This is a genomic window from Morganella psychrotolerans (assembly GCF_965118875.1).
In the GTDB taxonomy this organism is placed as follows: Bacteria; Pseudomonadota; Gammaproteobacteria; order Enterobacterales; family Enterobacteriaceae; genus Morganella; species Morganella psychrotolerans_C.
This window is the reverse complement of record NZ_CBCPJD010000010.1, coordinates 58,502-74,194: the sequence shown is the minus strand read 5'-3', so window position 1 is coordinate 74,194 and position 15,693 is coordinate 58,502. Positions and strand designations below refer to the sequence as shown.

10 protein-coding genes and 1 other RNA gene are annotated in these 15,693 nt (G+C 51.1%); 5 read left to right on the top strand and 6 right to left on the bottom strand.

The annotated features are described in order from the left end of the window. Positions 1-73: 73 nt before the first annotated feature. Together ACMHKJ_RS11340 and gltB are read right to left on the bottom strand one after the other, a co-directional pair. Positions 74-1,492 carry an FAD-dependent oxidoreductase gene (locus ACMHKJ_RS11340; RefSeq protein WP_413494008.1) on the bottom strand — a complete coding sequence of 473 codons (1,419 nt, stop codon included), beginning with the start codon at positions 1,490-1,492 and terminating at the stop codon, positions 74-76. Then, positions 1,489-5,961 (bottom strand): glutamate synthase large subunit, encoded by a 4,473-nt coding sequence (gene gltB / locus ACMHKJ_RS11335; RefSeq protein ID WP_413494006.1) that lies wholly within the window; start codon positions 5,959-5,961, stop codon positions 1,489-1,491. Before gltB ends, ACMHKJ_RS11340 begins: the two co-directional genes overlap by 4 nt. A gap of 642 nt (positions 5,962-6,603) precedes the next feature. Here gltB and arcB point away from each other — a divergent pair. The 3 genes from arcB to mtgA all read left to right on the top strand — a co-directional run bounded on the left by arcB (position 6,604) and on the right by mtgA (position 10,558). After that, on the top strand, positions 6,604-8,937 hold the full coding sequence (gene arcB, locus ACMHKJ_RS11330; RefSeq protein WP_413494004.1) for an aerobic respiration two-component sensor histidine kinase ArcB: 2,334 nt from the start codon (positions 6,604-6,606) through the stop codon (positions 8,935-8,937). A gap of 241 nt (positions 8,938-9,178) precedes the next feature. After that, positions 9,179-9,832 (top strand): isoprenoid biosynthesis glyoxalase ElbB, encoded by a 654-nt coding sequence (gene elbB / locus ACMHKJ_RS11325; protein WP_413494002.1) that lies wholly within the window; start codon positions 9,179-9,181, stop codon positions 9,830-9,832. A 15-nt stretch (positions 9,833-9,847) separates the two neighbouring features. Next, entirely contained in the window at positions 9,848-10,558 is a 711-nt protein-coding gene (gene mtgA / locus ACMHKJ_RS11320) for a monofunctional biosynthetic peptidoglycan transglycosylase (protein WP_413494001.1), read from the top strand. Between the two features lie 227 nt (positions 10,559-10,785). Here the strand turns inward: mtgA and dolP are convergent, their stop codons facing one another. The 4 genes from dolP to ACMHKJ_RS11300 form a co-directional block, all read right to left on the bottom strand. Beyond that, positions 10,786-11,358 (bottom strand): division/outer membrane stress-associated lipid-binding lipoprotein, encoded by a 573-nt coding sequence (dolP, locus tag ACMHKJ_RS11315; RefSeq protein WP_413493999.1) that lies wholly within the window; start codon positions 11,356-11,358, stop codon positions 10,786-10,788. 9 nt (positions 11,359-11,367) lie between these two features. Next, on the bottom strand, positions 11,368-11,958 hold the full coding sequence (gene diaA / locus ACMHKJ_RS11310; RefSeq protein WP_067367024.1) for a DnaA initiator-associating protein DiaA: 591 nt from the start codon (positions 11,956-11,958) through the stop codon (positions 11,368-11,370). Between the two features lie 92 nt (positions 11,959-12,050). Next, entirely contained in the window at positions 12,051-12,413 is a 363-nt protein-coding gene (locus ACMHKJ_RS11305; RefSeq protein WP_413493997.1) for a YraN family protein, read from the bottom strand. Positions 12,414-12,492: 79 nt separating this feature from the next. Next, entirely contained in the window at positions 12,493-14,295 is a 1,803-nt protein-coding gene (locus ACMHKJ_RS11300; RefSeq protein WP_413493995.1) for a penicillin-binding protein activator, read from the bottom strand. A 60-nt stretch (positions 14,296-14,355) separates the two neighbouring features. On the opposite strand from ACMHKJ_RS11300, the gene rsmI reads away from it, so the two are divergent. After that, positions 14,356-15,228 (top strand): 16S rRNA (cytidine(1402)-2'-O)-methyltransferase, encoded by an 873-nt coding sequence (rsmI, locus tag ACMHKJ_RS11295; protein ID WP_413493993.1) that lies wholly within the window; start codon positions 14,356-14,358, stop codon positions 15,226-15,228. A 76-nt stretch (positions 15,229-15,304) separates the two neighbouring features. Next, positions 15,305-15,676, top strand: an RNA gene (rnpB, locus tag ACMHKJ_RS11290) — RNase P RNA component class A. Positions 15,677-15,693: the final 17 nt, after the last annotated feature.

The window sequence follows — 15,693 nt, the reverse complement described above, 5'->3', positions numbered from 1 at the left end:
GGGTATATACTCTTTGTGCTTCAGTCCGGTTGATTAACAATGCGCTCTGAAATGACAGAGCGCATTGTTGTTTTTAAACATGCAGATAATCGAGAATGCCTTCAGCGGCGCGGCGTCCTTCCGCGATGGCGGTCACAACAAGATCAGATCCGCGCACCACATCTCCGCCTGCAAAAATACCACTGACTGAGGTTTCAAACGGGTACTGTGCCTGTGAAGAGGCACTGATCCGCCCCTGTGTGTCGCGTTTAATATTCAGTGCATCCAGCCAGGGCATGGCATGAGGCCGGAAGCCAAAGGCAATTATTACTGCATCTGCGTCGATGGTATAAGCGGAATCATTGTCTGTTTCAATTATACGACGTCCGTTACTGTCGGTGCTGCCCAATTGCGTTGCCATAACGCGGACTCCGCACACTTCTCCCCGGTCATTGATGTTGATGGCGGCGGGTTGACAGTGAAACTGAAAGTTCACCCCTTCTTCTTTTGCATTTTTTACTTCGCGCCGGGAGCCGGGCATATTTTCTTCATCACGACGGTAAAGGCAGGTGACATCCGCAGCGCCCTGACGGATAGCGGTACGCAGACAATCCATGGCGGTATCTCCGCCACCGAGCACAACCACTCGTTTATTCTTCAGGTCAATGTAGGGCGATGAATTATCATCCGGCAACTCCATAATATGGCGTGTGTTGCCGATAAGGTATGGCAGGGCGCTGTAAACACCGGGAGCCTGTTCATTCGGTAGTCCGCCATTCATCGGCTGATAGGTTCCGGCACCAATAAATACGGCATCATATTGTTGTTGTAATTCACTGAGTGAAATATCTTTTCCGATCTCAGTATTGAGATGAAACTCAATACCCATTTCGGTGAATAATTCACGGCGGCGCTGCATTATAGATTTTTCCAGTTTGAATGCCGGAATACCAAAGGTGAGCAATCCGCCGATTTCAGGGTGCTTATCATAGACAACCGCATTGACGCCGTTGCGGATTAACACATCCGCACAGGCAAGCCCGGCGGGACCCGCGCCAATTACCGCCACGGTTTTACCTGTTGGCCGGACAGCGGAGAGATCCGGTTTCCAGCCCATTTCAAAGGCTTTATCCGTAATGTAGCGCTCAATATTACCGATAGTAACCGCACCGAATTCATCATGCAGCGTACACGCACCCTCACACAGTTTGTCCTGCGGACATACCCGGCCACACACTTCCGGCAGACTGTTGGTCTGATGGGCAAGTTCAGCGGCTTCAATAATCCGCCCCTCTTCAGCCAGTTTCAGCCAGTTCGGGATATAGTTATGAACCGGGCATTTCCATTCACAGTATGGATTGCCGCACCCGAGGCAGCGATCGGCCTGATCCTGAACCTGGTTGTGTGAGAAGGATTCATAAATCTCGATAAATTCAGTTTTACGGCGCACCAGCGGTAATTTTTGCGGATCAATACGCTGTAATTCAATAAATTGATAAACATTGCGGCTCATATTTTTTCTCCCTGCGGTGTCCGCAAACGTAATTCGGTATGGACCCGGCTGTGCTGTGTTATCAGTGTACTGAGATCGGCCGATTTGGGTTTGACCAGGATAAACCGCCCGACCCAGTGTGTCCATGCGGTGAGGATGGCATCTGCCCGTGCCGATCCGGTCAGGCGGAGATGCTCCTGTAACATGCTGCGCAGGTGTTCCTGATGAACGGGCAGCGTGCTGATGGTAAGGCTTTCTGTCATCTCAGGATTAACGCGCCCGGCAATACTGCCATCTTCATCAGCCAGATAGGCAAATCCGCCGGTCATTCCCGCGCCGAAGTTGATCCCGGTTTTCCCGAGCACACAAACAATGCCGCCGGTCATATATTCACATCCGTTATCACCTACGCCTTCCACGACAGCCAGAGCGCCGGAGTTGCGCACGGCAAAACGTTCTCCGGCACAGCCTGCAGCATAGAATTTCCCGCCGGTCGCGCCATAAAGACAGGTATTTCCGGCAATGGTGGTTTCATGGGCAATAAACGCGGAGCCGGGATACGGATGCAGAACAATCTGCCCGCCGGCCATGCCTTTCCCGACGTAGTCATTGGCATCCCCCGTCAGGGTTAACTCAATACCGGCGGCATTCCAGACACCGAAACTTTGCCCGGCAGTACCGGTAAAATACAGTTTCAGCGGAGCGGCAGCAGCACCTGTGTCGCCATGAGTTTCTGCAATAAACCCGGACAGTGATGCACCGACAGAGCGGTCAGTATTACGGATGTCATAATAAAATGCCCGCGATTGCTGATTCTGCACATAAGGGCGGGCATCCTCAAGAATCCGCTGATTAAGTTCACCTTTATCAAATGCCGGATTGCTTTCTGAGCAGAAACGGGCAGCCCCGTTTTGCGGGACAGGTGAAACCAGCAGATCCTGTAAATTAATTTTTTGATGTCTGGCAGTCGTTCCGGGTATCTGATACAGCAAATCGGTGCGCCCGATAAGGTCAGTCAGCTTTGTTACACCAAGCTGTGCCATCAGTTCGCGGGTTTCCTGCGCAATAAAACGGAAGTAGTTCATTACCCGCTCCGGTAGCCCGTGGTAATGATCACGGCGCAGTGTTTCATCTTGTGTGGCAACACCGGTCGCACAGTTATTCAGATGACAGATACGCAGGTATTTACAGCCGAGCGCCACCATCGGACCGGTGCCGAAACCGAAACTTTCTGCGCCGAGAATAGCGGCCTTGATAACATCCAGCCCTGTTTTCAGCCCGCCATCTGCCTGCAACCTGACTTTGTGGCGTAATCCGTTGCTGACCAACGCCTGCTGTGCTTCTGCCAGACCCGGTTCCCACGGAGAACCGGCATATTTTACCGAGGTCAGCGGGCTGGCACCGGTGCCGCCGTCATAACCCGATATGGTGATGAGATCCGCGTAGGCTTTTGCTACCCCGGTCGCGATTGTGCCGACACCCGGTTCAGACACCAGTTTGACGGAGATAAGCGCCTGCGGATTAACCTGCTTGAGGTCAAAAATCAGCTGTGCCAGATCTTCGATAGAGTAAATATCATGGTGAGGCGGCGGGGAAATCAGTGTGACACCGGGAACGGAATAGCGCAGTGAGGCAATATACGGCGTCACTTTATCGCCGGGAAGTTGTCCGCCTTCACCGGGTTTTGCACCCTGAGCCACTTTAATCTGAATAACCCGGGCGCTGCGCAGATAGCCCGGCGTTACACCAAACCGTCCTGATGCCACCTGTTTAATTTTGGACTCTTTTTCTGTTCCGTAACGCGCCGGGTCTTCACCCCCTTCACCTGAATTGGAGCTGCCGCCGAGGCGGTTCATGGCAATCGCCAGGGCTTCATGGGCTTCAGGGCTTAATGCGCCGACAGACATCGCGGCGGTATCAAACCGGGTAAACAGAGAGTCGGCGGATTCCACCTCATCTATGCTTACGGGCTGTGTATCCGTACGCAGTGCCAGCAGGTCGCGCAACATCGCGACCGGGCGGGTGTTAACCAGATCCGCGTAACACCGGTAATCGGCATAGTCTCCGCTGTGAACGGCTTTTTGCAATGCGTTTACCACATCCGGATTCCAGGCATGATATTCACTGTTATGGACATATTTCAGCAGCCCGCCCGCATCCGGTTGTTTGCGCGGCAGCCAGGCATGGCGGGATAAATCAGACAGATCCTGCTGAAAATCACTGAAATCAGCCCCGCCGATCCGGTTTGCCGCGCCCTGAAAACAGAGATCCGCCACCGCATTATCCAGCCCGACCGCTTCAAACAGTTTTGCACAGCGGTAGGAAGCGACTGTGGAGATCCCCATTTTGGACATAATTTTATACAGCCCTTTGTTGATCCCGTTACGGTAGTTAAGCAGAACCTGTTGCGCAGGGTGATTAATTACTCCGGCGCTGCTTAATTTCAGCAATGATTCACAGGCCAGATAGGGATAAACAGCCGTGGCACCAAAACCAAGCAGGACGGCAAAGTGGTGGGGGTCACGCGCCCCGGCAGTTTCAGCAATAATATTGGCATCACAGCGCAGATTTTGGCTGACCAGGCGCTGTTGTATTGCACCAACAGCCATTGGTGCGGGGATCGGTAGTGTGTCAGGTGAGATATGTCTGTCACTGAGTATCACCAGCACCACGCCCCGGCGGACGGCGGCTTCTGCATTATCACACAGAGAACGGATCGCCTGCTCCAGTGAGGTTTCCTGCGGATTAAAACAAAGGTTAAATACTTCCGACCGGTAGTTATGCGGATCACGGCTCAGGAGTTGCTCAAAATCAGTGTGCATCAGTACCGGGGATTTCATGCTCAGGCGGTGCGCCTGACCTTCTGCCTCACAAAAGACATTCATTTCCCGCCCGATACTGGTTGCCAGTGACATCACATGGGCTTCACGCAGCGGATCAACCGGCGGGTTTGTGACCTGAGCAAACTGTTGACGGAAGTAATCATAAATCAGACGGGGACGGGCGGAGAGTACCGCAAACGGGGTATCATCACCCATTGAACCGATTGCCTCCTGTCCGTTTTCACCCAGTACCCGCAGTACTTGCTCCAGTTCTTCAAGGGTATAACCGAATTGTTTTTGATAAACGGCAAGCTGTGCGTCATCCAGTGTCCGCTGAGGGGGCATACTGTCCATCAGGGTTTCATAAGGTGTCAGACGCAGAACATTTTTTTCCAGCCAGGCTTTGTACGGATGGCGGGTTTTGAGGTCATTATCCGTCTCATGTGCATGCAGAATTTTACCTTCCTGCGTGTCGATAACCATCAGCTCGCCCGGTCCGACACGCCCTTTTTCCACCACTTCATCGGGCTGATAGTCCCATATTCCGATTTCAGAGGCGCAGGTGATTAGCTTGTCGGTGGTTATCACATACCTCGCGGGGCGTAATCCGTTGCGGTCAAGATTACAGGCGGCATAGCGCCCGTCAGAAATCACGATACCGGCAGGACCATCCCACGGCTCCATGTGCATGGAGTTGAAATCAAAAAAGGCGCGCAAATCCTCATCCATATCCGGATGATTTTGCCATGCCGGCGGCACCAGCAGGCGCATGGCGCGCACCATATCCATTCCGCCGTTGAGAAATAACTCCAGCATATTATCCAGTGAACTGGAGTCAGATCCGGTTTCATTCACAAACGGAGCTGCATTGATAAGATCAGGGATAAGCGGCGTACGGAATTTATAGGCGCGGGCCCGAGCCCATTCACGGTTGCCGGTAATGGTATTGATTTCACCATTGTGTGCCAGATAGCGGAAAGGTTGCGCCAGTGGCCAGCGGGGAACGGTATTTGTCGAAAATCGCTGGTGGAACAGACAGATGGCAGATTGCATCCGTAAATCAGCCAGATCAGGATAGAAGCGCGGCAGGTCTGCCGCCATGCATAATCCTTTGTAAATCGTCACCAGATTGGAAAGGCTGCAGACATAGAAATCCGGATCAGTAATGCGTTTTTCAATACGCCGCCGCGCCATAAACAGGCGGCGCTCCAAATCACGTGCGCGCCATCCGGCCGGCGCATTGACAAAAACCTGCTCAATCAGAGGCATTCCGGCAAGGGCAATTTCACCCAGGATATCCGGTCTGACCGGCACTTTGCGCCAGCCTGCAACAGACAGTGTTTCATCACGAAGTTCTTCTTCGATAATTTCGCGGCAGGCTTGTGCAATCTGCGGGTCCTGACTGAGAAACAGCATCCCGACTGCATAATTACGCGCCAGCTGCCATTGATTCTGCTCAGCTATCAATCGGAAGAAGCGATCAGGTTTTTGTAATAGCAGCCCGCAGCCGTCGCCGGTTTTGCCATCGGCGAGGATAGCCCCGCGGTGCTGCATACGGGCTAATGCATTGATTGCGGTACGCACCACTTTGTGGCTGGGCTCTCCCTCAAGATGGGCTATCAGCCCGAAACCGCAGTTATCCTTGTCTTGTGACGGGTTATAAAGCATACAGGCCCCTTTTGCGTGTCTCACATTGTGCCGTTAATTCAACGACTAAGCGTGTTTCCGGGCCTCAGTCAGCCGTTACTGATAGTTAATACGTCAGTAAAAGAGACAGTGATGATGTGTTTGTGCCGGTACCGGTATGAATAGTTATGATGCCGGAGCAGGCGACAGGCAGCCCGGAAGGTCGTTTTCAACTTATCGGTAAATGATATTCAGGTCAAATATCAGGGAAATAGCAGTAACGGATACTGATTGTTGCGATAATACAATGAAAAAGAACTATTTTATGGTCTTTCATTCCATTTTTTATGCGGATGTATAACCCTTTTTTTATGTGATGAATATCACTGTTTTTTGCGGCTTAGCACCATGTAGCATGGGCATTTTTTTATATAACCTGATTTTATCTGCTTTGTTCCTGCTAATTTGCAGATAAATGTCGTGTTTTTATTTTTGTTCAGTGAAAAAAACAGAGACCGGTATCAAAGCAGTCATATTATCCGGTGTGATGTGGTTATTTTTTCTGTTAATTTGATTTTTTATGTAATCCGTTATGATACGGGCCGGGACAATAACAGCTCAGCACGCGGTGATCCGCACATTTTACGATATGATACTAACCCTTATTCAGCGGGTGGAGCAGGTATGAAGTTGCTACGCGGTTTAGCGCAATATTATGTTGATTTACTGATGAAGCTCGGGCTTGTCAGGTTCTCGTTATTACTGGCTTCCGGGCTGGTGGTGCTGGCGATGGTGGTGCAGATTGCCGTCACGATACTTTTGCAGGGAGAAGTGCAGAGTATCGATCTTGTCCGGTCGATTTTCTTCGGGCTGCTTATCACGCCATGGGCCGTCTATTTTATGTCTGTGGTGGTGGAGCAACTGGAGGAATCCCGCCAGCGTCTGTCGCGTCTGGTGAGCAAACTGGAAGTGATGCGCAAGCGGGATCTGGAGCTTAATGAGCAGTTGAAGGAAAACATCAGCCAACTGAATCTGGTTATCACTGAGCGCGAAAAAGTGGAAGGCGAGCAGGTTGTCCTGCTGGATAAACTGAAAAAAGAGATGAGCCGCCGCGAGCAGACCCAACTGGAGTTTGAGCAGCAATCTGTCCTGCTGCGCTCTTTTCTGGATGCCTCTCCTGATCTGGTTTACTACCGCAACGAAAAAAATGAATTCTCCGGCTGTAACCGCGCGATGGAACTGCTGACCGGGCGCAGTGAAAAACTGCTGCGCGGGCTGACTCCGCGTGATATCTATGAGACTGAAATTGCTGATAAAGTGATGGAAACAGATGAAAAAGTCTTCCGCCATAATGTCTCTCTCACTTATGAGCAGTGGCTGGTGTATCCGGACGGGCGGAAAGCCTGCTTTGAGCTGCGCAAAGTGCCGTTCTATGACAGTGTCGGAAAGCGTCACGGTCTGATGGGATTCGGTCGTGATATCACTGAGCGCAAGCATTATCAGGAGGCGATTGAAAACGCCAGCCGTGAAAAAACCACGTTTATCTCCACCATCAGTCACGAACTGCGCACGCCGCTGAACGGTATTGTCGGGCTGAGCCGCATTTTGCTGGATACAGAACTGGACGCGGAGCAGGAAAATTACCTGAAAACTATCCACGTCAGTGCTGTGACACTCGGCAATATCTTCAATGATGTGATTGATATGGATAAGCTGGAGCGGCGCAATGTCCGCCTGGATATACAACCGGTGAATTCAGCTGAGTTTATTTCAGATTTGGAAAATCTCTCCGGGCTGCTGGTTCACCCGAAAGGATTGCAGTTTACGCTTGATCTTGTTCAGCCTGTTCCGCAGGTGCTTCTCACGGATGGCACACGTCTGCGCCAGATCCTGTGGAACCTGATTGGCAATGGTGTGAAATTTACCCGTAAGGGCGGAATTTCGGTAAAAGTGTGGCGTGAAGCAAATGACATGCTCTATTTTGAGGTCCGTGATTCCGGGATAGGTATCCCGCAGGAAGAGCTGGAAAAAATCTTTGTGATGTATTACCAGGTCACGGACAGCGCAGGCGGGCGTCCGGCAACCGGCACAGGAATTGGTCTGGCGGTTTCCCGCCGTCTGGCACAGGCAATGGGCGGGGATATCACCGTGACCAGTGAGCCGGGCAAAGGCTCCTGTTTTACACTCTCAATTTGCGCACCCGCGCAGGAAGAGTCGGCAGAGGATGAAGATGATGGTCTGCTTCTGCCGGCACTGAATATTTTGCTGGTGGAAGATATTGAGCTGAATGTGGTGGTGGCGCGCTCTGTCCTGGAAAAACTGGGCAATACCGTGGATGTCGCCATGAATGGTCACGACGCACTGGCGATGTTCTCTCCTGAAGAATATGACCTGGTACTGCTGGATATTCAGTTACCGGATATGAGCGGGCTGGATATTGCCCGTGAACTGCACCGGCGTTATCAGCCGGATGACTTGCCGCCGCTGGTGGCACTGACGGCAAATGTGCTCAAAGATAAAAAAGAGTATCTGGATGCCGGAATGGATGAGGTACTGAGTAAACCACTTGCTGTCGGCGCTCTGACGCAGGTCATAGCGAAATTCTGGGGAGATGGTACCGAGGGTCTGCCTGCGTCTGAATCTGCACCACAAGCCGCAGAGGACGTTTATGCGCAGTCACTGGATCTGGAGATGCTGAATCAGTACATCGAACTGGTGGGACCTAAACTTATCCATGACAGCCTGGATGTGTTTGAAAAAATGATGCCGGGTTATCTGGCTATTCTCAATTCCAATATGGTGGCAAAAGATCAGAAAGGTGTTGCGGAAGAAGGACACAAGATTAAAGGTGCGGCAGGCTCTGTCGGATTGGTTCATCTGAGACAGGTCGCTCAGCAGATTCAGTCTCCGGATTTACCGGCATGGGCGGATAATGTGCAGGAATGGGTTGATGAACTCAATCATGATTGGGAAAGTCAGGTGGGTATTTTAAGAAAGTGGTTGGCTGATCGCAGGTAAAAAATAACCCCAACCGAAGTTGGGGTGCGCGAATACTGCGCCAACACCAGGGAAACTGGTTCACCCGCTTCAACTATTTATCGTTATTTAGGCGAGTGATGAATTAGGCTTTCACATCATACAGACATCAACATAGCAAAGATAAGTATTTTTGTTACAAGATTCATTAAAAACTGTGATGAAGATAGGTGTTTGCGTCTCTGAAAGGTCAGGGATTAATCTACTGCAAAGGGAGTCCGATATGAAATCCGTTGGTATTGTTTTAAGTGGGTGCGGTGTTTTTGATGGCAGCGAGATCCATGAATCCGTTCTTTCACTGCTCAGTTTGACACAATCCGGTGCCTGCGTTCATTTTTTTGCACCGGATGAACCTCAACGCACTGTTATTAATCACCTTTCAGGTGAGGAAAAAAACGACAAACGTAATGTTCTGGAAGAGTCCGCACGGATTTCCCGCGGGGAAATCCGCCCGTTATCGGAGGCTGATGCGGCGCAGCTTGATGCCCTGATTATCCCCGGGGGATTTGGCGCTGCTAAAAATTTATGTGATTTCGCCACAAAAGGATCTGCCTGTGAAATTAATAAATATTTTTTATTATTAGCGAGGGGAATGCTGGCACAAAACAAACCGATGGGATTTATGTGCATCGCGCCGGTAATGATCCCGAAAATCGTAAATTCATCAGTTCAGCTTACCATTGGTGATGATCCCGCTATTGCAGAAGCGATAGCAGAAATGGGTGGCATTCATGTAAACTGTACGGTGGATAATATCGTCGTAGACGAAACCCATAAAATCGTAACAACACCAGCTTATATGCTGGCTGAGAATATCGTACAGGCGCAGGCCGGTATTGATAAACTGGTTAAGAAAGTTCTGCAAATGGCCGGATGATCAGTGAGGGAAATTATGGGGAGGATTTTGCGGTTTCTGCGGAAAATAGTTGTTTTTGTTATGTTGTTATGGGTAACAATGATAATTTTGTTCGCATTTCTCCCTGTACCCTATTCTATGGTGATGCTGGAAAGGCAGGTTTCAGCATGGGTAACATTTAATTTTTCTTATGTCGCCCGCAGCACATGGGCAGGCGAAAGTACCATTTCTCCTAATATGAAGCTGGCGGTGATTGCATCAGAAGATCAACGCTTCCCGGATCATCACGGATTTGATTTTGACGCAATTTCTGATGCGCTCTCACAAAGCAGTAAAAAAGGGCATTCATCCAGAGGCGCGTCCACACTGACACAGCAGACAGTGAAAAATCTGTTCCTGTGGGACGGGCGCAGCTGGGTGCGTAAGGGGCTGGAAACGTTGCTGACGCCGGGTGTGGAACTTATCTGGTCAAAATCCAGGATACTGACGGTCTATCTCAATATTGCTGAGTTCGGACCGGGGATTTTTGGCGTGGAAGCGGCATCACAGCACTTTTTCCGTAAAAGTGCCAAAAACCTGACAGCGGCTGAGGCAGCTCTGCTTGCTGCGGTATTACCTAACCCGCATCGTCTGCGCGCGGATAAGCCATCTGCTTATGTACGCGGTCGCCAGCAATGGATTTTACACCAGATGCAACTGCTGGGCGGGACCGGGTTCCTGGAGAAAAATAACCTGACAGATAAGTAACCGGAATATAATCAATTTCCTTTTTTTTTCGTCTTAACGATAAGTATAAATAATGAGAGTGGTTGAATTAGTAAGTTTGATATAATTCTCTCAATATTTGTTATTTATTGATATATCCTGTGTTTTTTATCAATACAGTAAACCTGCCGTGACAGACCGGTCTGAAACGCAGAGTAAAAAAAACCTGACTCCGGGTCAGGTTTCTTATCTGTTTCTGAAAGCCCCGGTTAATTCAGCCAGGTAAAGGCGGTGGTGACTTTCTTCGCCCCGTCGGTTTCACTGGCAATTTTTGCCGCGGCAGCGCCTTCCTGACGCGTTACCACACCCAACAGGAAAATCTCTCCGTTTTCAGTCAGCACTTTAATATTAGCCGATTTTACCGCGTCACTGGTCAGTAACTTGGAGCGGACTTTGGTGGTTATCCATGCATCTTTTGATGCGGTGCCCAAATCGACAGGGGCTCCCTGACGGACTTCGTTGTAGACCATTTCGGTTCCGTCAACTTTAGCGGCAATTTCTTTTGCGCGCCGCGCCAGAGACAAATCATCAGCCTGACCAATCAGCAGAACTTTTCCCTGATAGGCAACCGGGATAATACGCGTCTGTTTGATATCTTTATCTTTATTGAGCTGGCCACTGACACGGGCTTCTAATGTGCCGTCATCGACCTGTGTACCGACAGATCGGGGGTCTGTAGCGGCTTTGGTTGCAACAGCCGCCGACCCGACGATAGCTGCGCCGATACATCCCTGTAACAGTAATGCGGTACAGACAAGTGCTGCCACGGGCACGATTCTCATAATATCTCCTTAGTCTTCCTGATGGGGGAAAAGGGTATTGTCGATTAAATCACATAAACAATTTACCGTCAGCATATGCACTTCCTGTATGCGAACACTGCGTTGTGACGGCACGCGGATTTCAACATCCTGCGGACCCAGTAATCCGGCCAGTTCCCCGCCATCGTAGCCCGTCAGGGCAACAATCGTCATATCGCGGGTAACCGCAGCCTCGACAGCTTTAATAATATTACGGCTGTTTCCGTGTGTGGAAATGGCCAGTAATACATCACCTGTCTGTCCGATAGCCCGGACTTGTTTAGCATAAATCTCATCCTGCTGCCGGTTGGCGGCAATCGCCGTCATCACGACATTATCTGTATTCAGCGCCAGTGCCGGTAAGCTCGGACGTTCAGTCTCAAAGCGGTGGATCATACTGGTGGCGAAGCGTGATGCAGTCGCCGCGGAACCGCCGTTTCCGCAACAGAGTATTTTATTGCCATTTAATAAAGACTGAACCATCATCATGGCCGCACGGGAAATGGCATCCGGCAGGGCTTCCGCCGCCGCAATCTGAGTCTGAATACTTTCAGTAAAACACTGTTTGATTCTATCTAACACGTTAGGGCCTGCTATTAGCGACGGGTTATACCCTTATTCATTCAAACTGCAGGTTCGTTGGCTGCATCCTGAATGACGTCGGGTATATTACATTAATAAAAGTCAGTATGACCAAAGGCGTTTTTCAGCCATTCGACATGGTCACCGGTTATGGCGCAAATGTCAAAACGACAGTCGCAGGTCATCATGCTCAGCTGCCGCTGAGACAACCAGCAGGCGGCAGCATACAGTAACCGGCGCTGCTTGGTTTTGGTGACACTGGCCGCAGCACCACCATACAGTGCATTGCGGCGGTAACGGACTTCAGTAAATACCCATGTGCCGTTATCCTGCATAATTAAATCGATTTCACCACGGTGAAACCGGACGTTTTGTGCAACAAACGTCAGTCCCTGACTCTCCAGCCAGATCCTGGCAGATTGTTCGTACTGCCGGCCTGTCAGCCATCTAAGCATAAATACGCCATCCCTGTGAATCTATTATGCCAAACAGAACGGGGGTGACATCCGGTCACCCTCAAAAATCAGACAAAACTTAGTCAGCAGATGCCAGCGGTGTGATGTTGCCCTGCTTAAAGACAAGCCACGGAAGCCGGCGGTAAACCGTACAATTATCCGAAATGGAGAGATCTCCGCTCGCACCACTTATGCGCAGGGAATGGCTCTGCATATCCCCGTACTGATTTGCCAGGCGCCAGGCATCCATCCCCATGGCATACAGCCGGACCCGGGTATAATCATTACCAAACCGTCCGGCGACCTGACTCAGTAACTGCGGGTTACCACCTGCAATTAACGGAATATCAGTCAGTCTGAGACCTTCCATTTCAAACTGAAAATCTTTGCCGGTGCCGGCTTTGTTGCTGCGGGAGCTGGCATAAAAGGCCGGACGCCCGCGGGCACTGGTGGCAAATTCCAGCATTGGTTTAATGTAAGTCAGCTGATCGGAGGTGGCGATAATATAGACAGAATCCACACCGCCACCGGCAGGCTCCGGCTGGCTTACCAAACCTTCAGTCTGTCCGGTCTGCTGTGATGCAGGAATAACCGGGACACCGGAAAGCGGGATGGCGCTGCCCGGATTTCCGGAGAACGTCTGGTGGCGTACAACGCCGCCGCCGGTTTTCTGCCATTCTTCAGCAAAGCTTTGCGCAATACGACGACCGAAGCTGTTGTCCTGCGTCAGTACCAGCGGTGCAGATTTATTTTCCTGACGGATAAACTGCGCGGCATTGCGGGCTTCATCTTCCGGAGAAAGTGAAAAATAGCAGACATTCGGCTTGGCAATTGGTGTATCTAATTCATTGAGCGCGAGAATGTTCAGAGGTGTATTACTTGATGCGAGGGCAGTAACATCCCCCTTGAACAATGGCCCGACAATCAAATCCATGCCGTCAGCCTGTGCCTGTGCCAGTAATGTTGTGAGCGGCTGGCTGTCGGTGTCGTAGATTTTTACGTCTGTGACATTGCGGGCTTCTCCGCTGTATGGCTGAGCCTGCGGAGCAGATGTTACGGCAGGTTCCTGTGCCGCCGCCACGACCGGGCTGGCAGCCGTTGCACCGTCACTGTCAGTATTATTGGATGGCGCACCATTAGCCTGATCCGGCGTGCTGATATCTTTATCCGGATCTGCGGCACTGACAGTGGTTTGTACTGTCACCGGCTCTGTTGTCAGCGCGGGCTGATTTGCAGGAGTCTGTGTTGTTGTCCGCTGATAGCCGGTGGCAAAGTTTGCCGCACCATTTTGTGCATCAGTAAAGCCCTGACGGATGGCATCACCCATCAGTTTTGCCTGACCACTCAGCGGCAGAAAGAGCGCGACACGGGCATTTTTGCCGGTCTGATTGTACATGCTGCTCATGGACTGGATTAAATCCTGCGGCAGAAGTTTTGCCGCCGGGTTCTCCGGATAACGGATTTGCCAGTCACCGATGGCGGCAAGCAGCGCTTTCTGATCCTGCTGGTTGCCCTGCCAGATGATCAGGAGATCCATCCAGCCACGCAAAGTGGTTTCATCGGCGTTAATCTGAACCTTGTTGCGCTCATCAGGTGAAAAACGTGTTAGCATCAGCCAGGTTTCGTTAATGTTTTGCTGGTGTGCGTCCGGGTCGGTGAGCAGTGGCTCCTGAGCGATAAATGCACGAACGGCATCCATTGACGGCTGTCCGGCGGCAGCATCGATAACCCGCTGATATTGCTGAACCAGCGTTTCCGGTTGGTTTTTGCCACCTGTACCCGCAGTTTGATTATCAAGCGTACACCCTGAGATAATCAATGTTGAAAATAATGCGGTACAAAGTAATTGCTTGCGGTAACGCGATAAAGTTAAGGAAAACATACTGTACCCGGTTATAGTTTTCTGAAAGCTCAATTCTAATGTGATCATCTGGATGAAACAATGAATCAACCTAATCGAGCCGTGGTTGCGGCAGCGACACTGTATGTTGTGCCGACACCTATCGGCAATCTGAACGACATCACTGCGCGCGCCCTGGAGGTTCTTACGCATGTCGATCTGATTGCGGCTGAAGATACACGGCATACCGGTTTGTTACTTTCTCATTTCGGGATTAATAACCGGCTGTTTGCGCTGCATGATCATAATGAACAGTATAAAGCAGATCAATTAATTACCAAATTACAGTCCGGGACGAGTATCGCATTAGTCTCTGATGCAGGTACACCATTAATTAACGATCCCGGCTATCATCTTGTCCGCCGTGCCCGTGATGCAGGACTGACTGTTATCCCGCTGCCGGGCGCCTGCGCTGCGGTGACAGCACTGAGTGCAGCAGGTCTGCCGTCGGATCGTTTTTGTTACGAAGGGTTTCTGCCGGCAAAAACAAAGAGCCGTCAGGACACATTGCAGGCGCTGTCTGAAGAGCCGAGAACACTGATTTTCTATGAATCTACGCATCGCCTTCTGGATACACTGGCAGATATGGTCACTGTATGGGGTGCTGAGCGCTATGTTGTGCTGGCTCGGGAGCTGACAAAAACCTGGGAGTCTATTCAGGGCAAGCCGGTCGGTGAATTACTGGCGTGGGTTCTGGAAGATGAGAATCGCCGTAAAGGTGAGATGGTCCTGATTGTTGAAGGTGCGAAGCCGGTTCAGAATGATGACTTCAGCCCGGAAATTTTGCGCGCGCTGGCGATTATTCAAAAAGAACTGCCGCCGAAAAAAGCCGCCGCAATTGTGGCTGAGATCTACGGTGTGAAGAAAAATGCGCTGTATCGTTATACCCTGGATAGTGATACACCGGAGCTGTGACGCATTTCCCGTCATTCAGACGTTCAGTGCGGACTTATTCTGTACATCGGCAGGAAAGCCGCTTATAATCCGCCCCGGAGTCAGCCAGGCAATCGCTGCTTTATCGTAGTCCCTTCGGGAGACGGGTAGAGGGGAGGAAAGTCCGGGCTCCACAGGGCAGGGTGCCAGATAACGTCTGGGAGGCGCGAGCCTACGACAAGTGCAACAGAGAGCAAACCGCCGATGGCCCGCAAGGGCACAGGTAAGGGTGAAAGGGTGCGGTAAGAGCGCACCGCGCGGCTGGCAACAGTTCGTGGCATGGTAAACTCCACCCGGAGCAAGGCCAAATAGGGGTTCACATGGTGCGGCCCGCACTGAACCCGGGTAGGCTGCTGGAGCCAGTGCGCGAGTGCTGGCCTAGAGGAATGGTTGTCCAAGACAGAACCCGGCTTAACGGCTGACTCCACACTTATAAAAACCCCGCGT

What these genes read in the sequence shown, in the direction of transcription:
- ACMHKJ_RS11340 (WP_413494008.1), bottom strand. Translation starts at nt 1,492, where the DNA reads ATGAGCCGCAATGTTTATCAATTTATTGAATTACAGCGTATTGATCCG.
- gltB (WP_413494006.1), bottom strand. Translation starts at nt 5,961, where the DNA reads ATGCTTTATAACCCGTCACAAGACAAGGATAACTGCGGTTTCGGGCTG.
- arcB (WP_413494004.1), top strand. Translation starts at nt 6,604, where the DNA reads ATGAAGTTGCTACGCGGTTTAGCGCAATATTATGTTGATTTACTGATG.
- elbB (WP_413494002.1), top strand. Translation starts at nt 9,179, where the DNA reads ATGAAATCCGTTGGTATTGTTTTAAGTGGGTGCGGTGTTTTTGATGGC.
- mtgA (WP_413494001.1), top strand. Translation starts at nt 9,848, where the DNA reads ATGGGGAGGATTTTGCGGTTTCTGCGGAAAATAGTTGTTTTTGTTATG.
- dolP (WP_413493999.1), bottom strand. Translation starts at nt 11,358, where the DNA reads ATGAGAATCGTGCCCGTGGCAGCACTTGTCTGTACCGCATTACTGTTA.
- ACMHKJ_RS11305 (WP_413493997.1), bottom strand. Translation starts at nt 12,413, where the DNA reads ATGCTTAGATGGCTGACAGGCCGGCAGTACGAACAATCTGCCAGGATC.
- ACMHKJ_RS11300 (WP_413493995.1), bottom strand. Translation starts at nt 14,295, where the DNA reads ATGTTTTCCTTAACTTTATCGCGTTACCGCAAGCAATTACTTTGTACC.
- rsmI (WP_413493993.1), top strand. Translation starts at nt 14,356, where the DNA reads ATGAATCAACCTAATCGAGCCGTGGTTGCGGCAGCGACACTGTATGTT.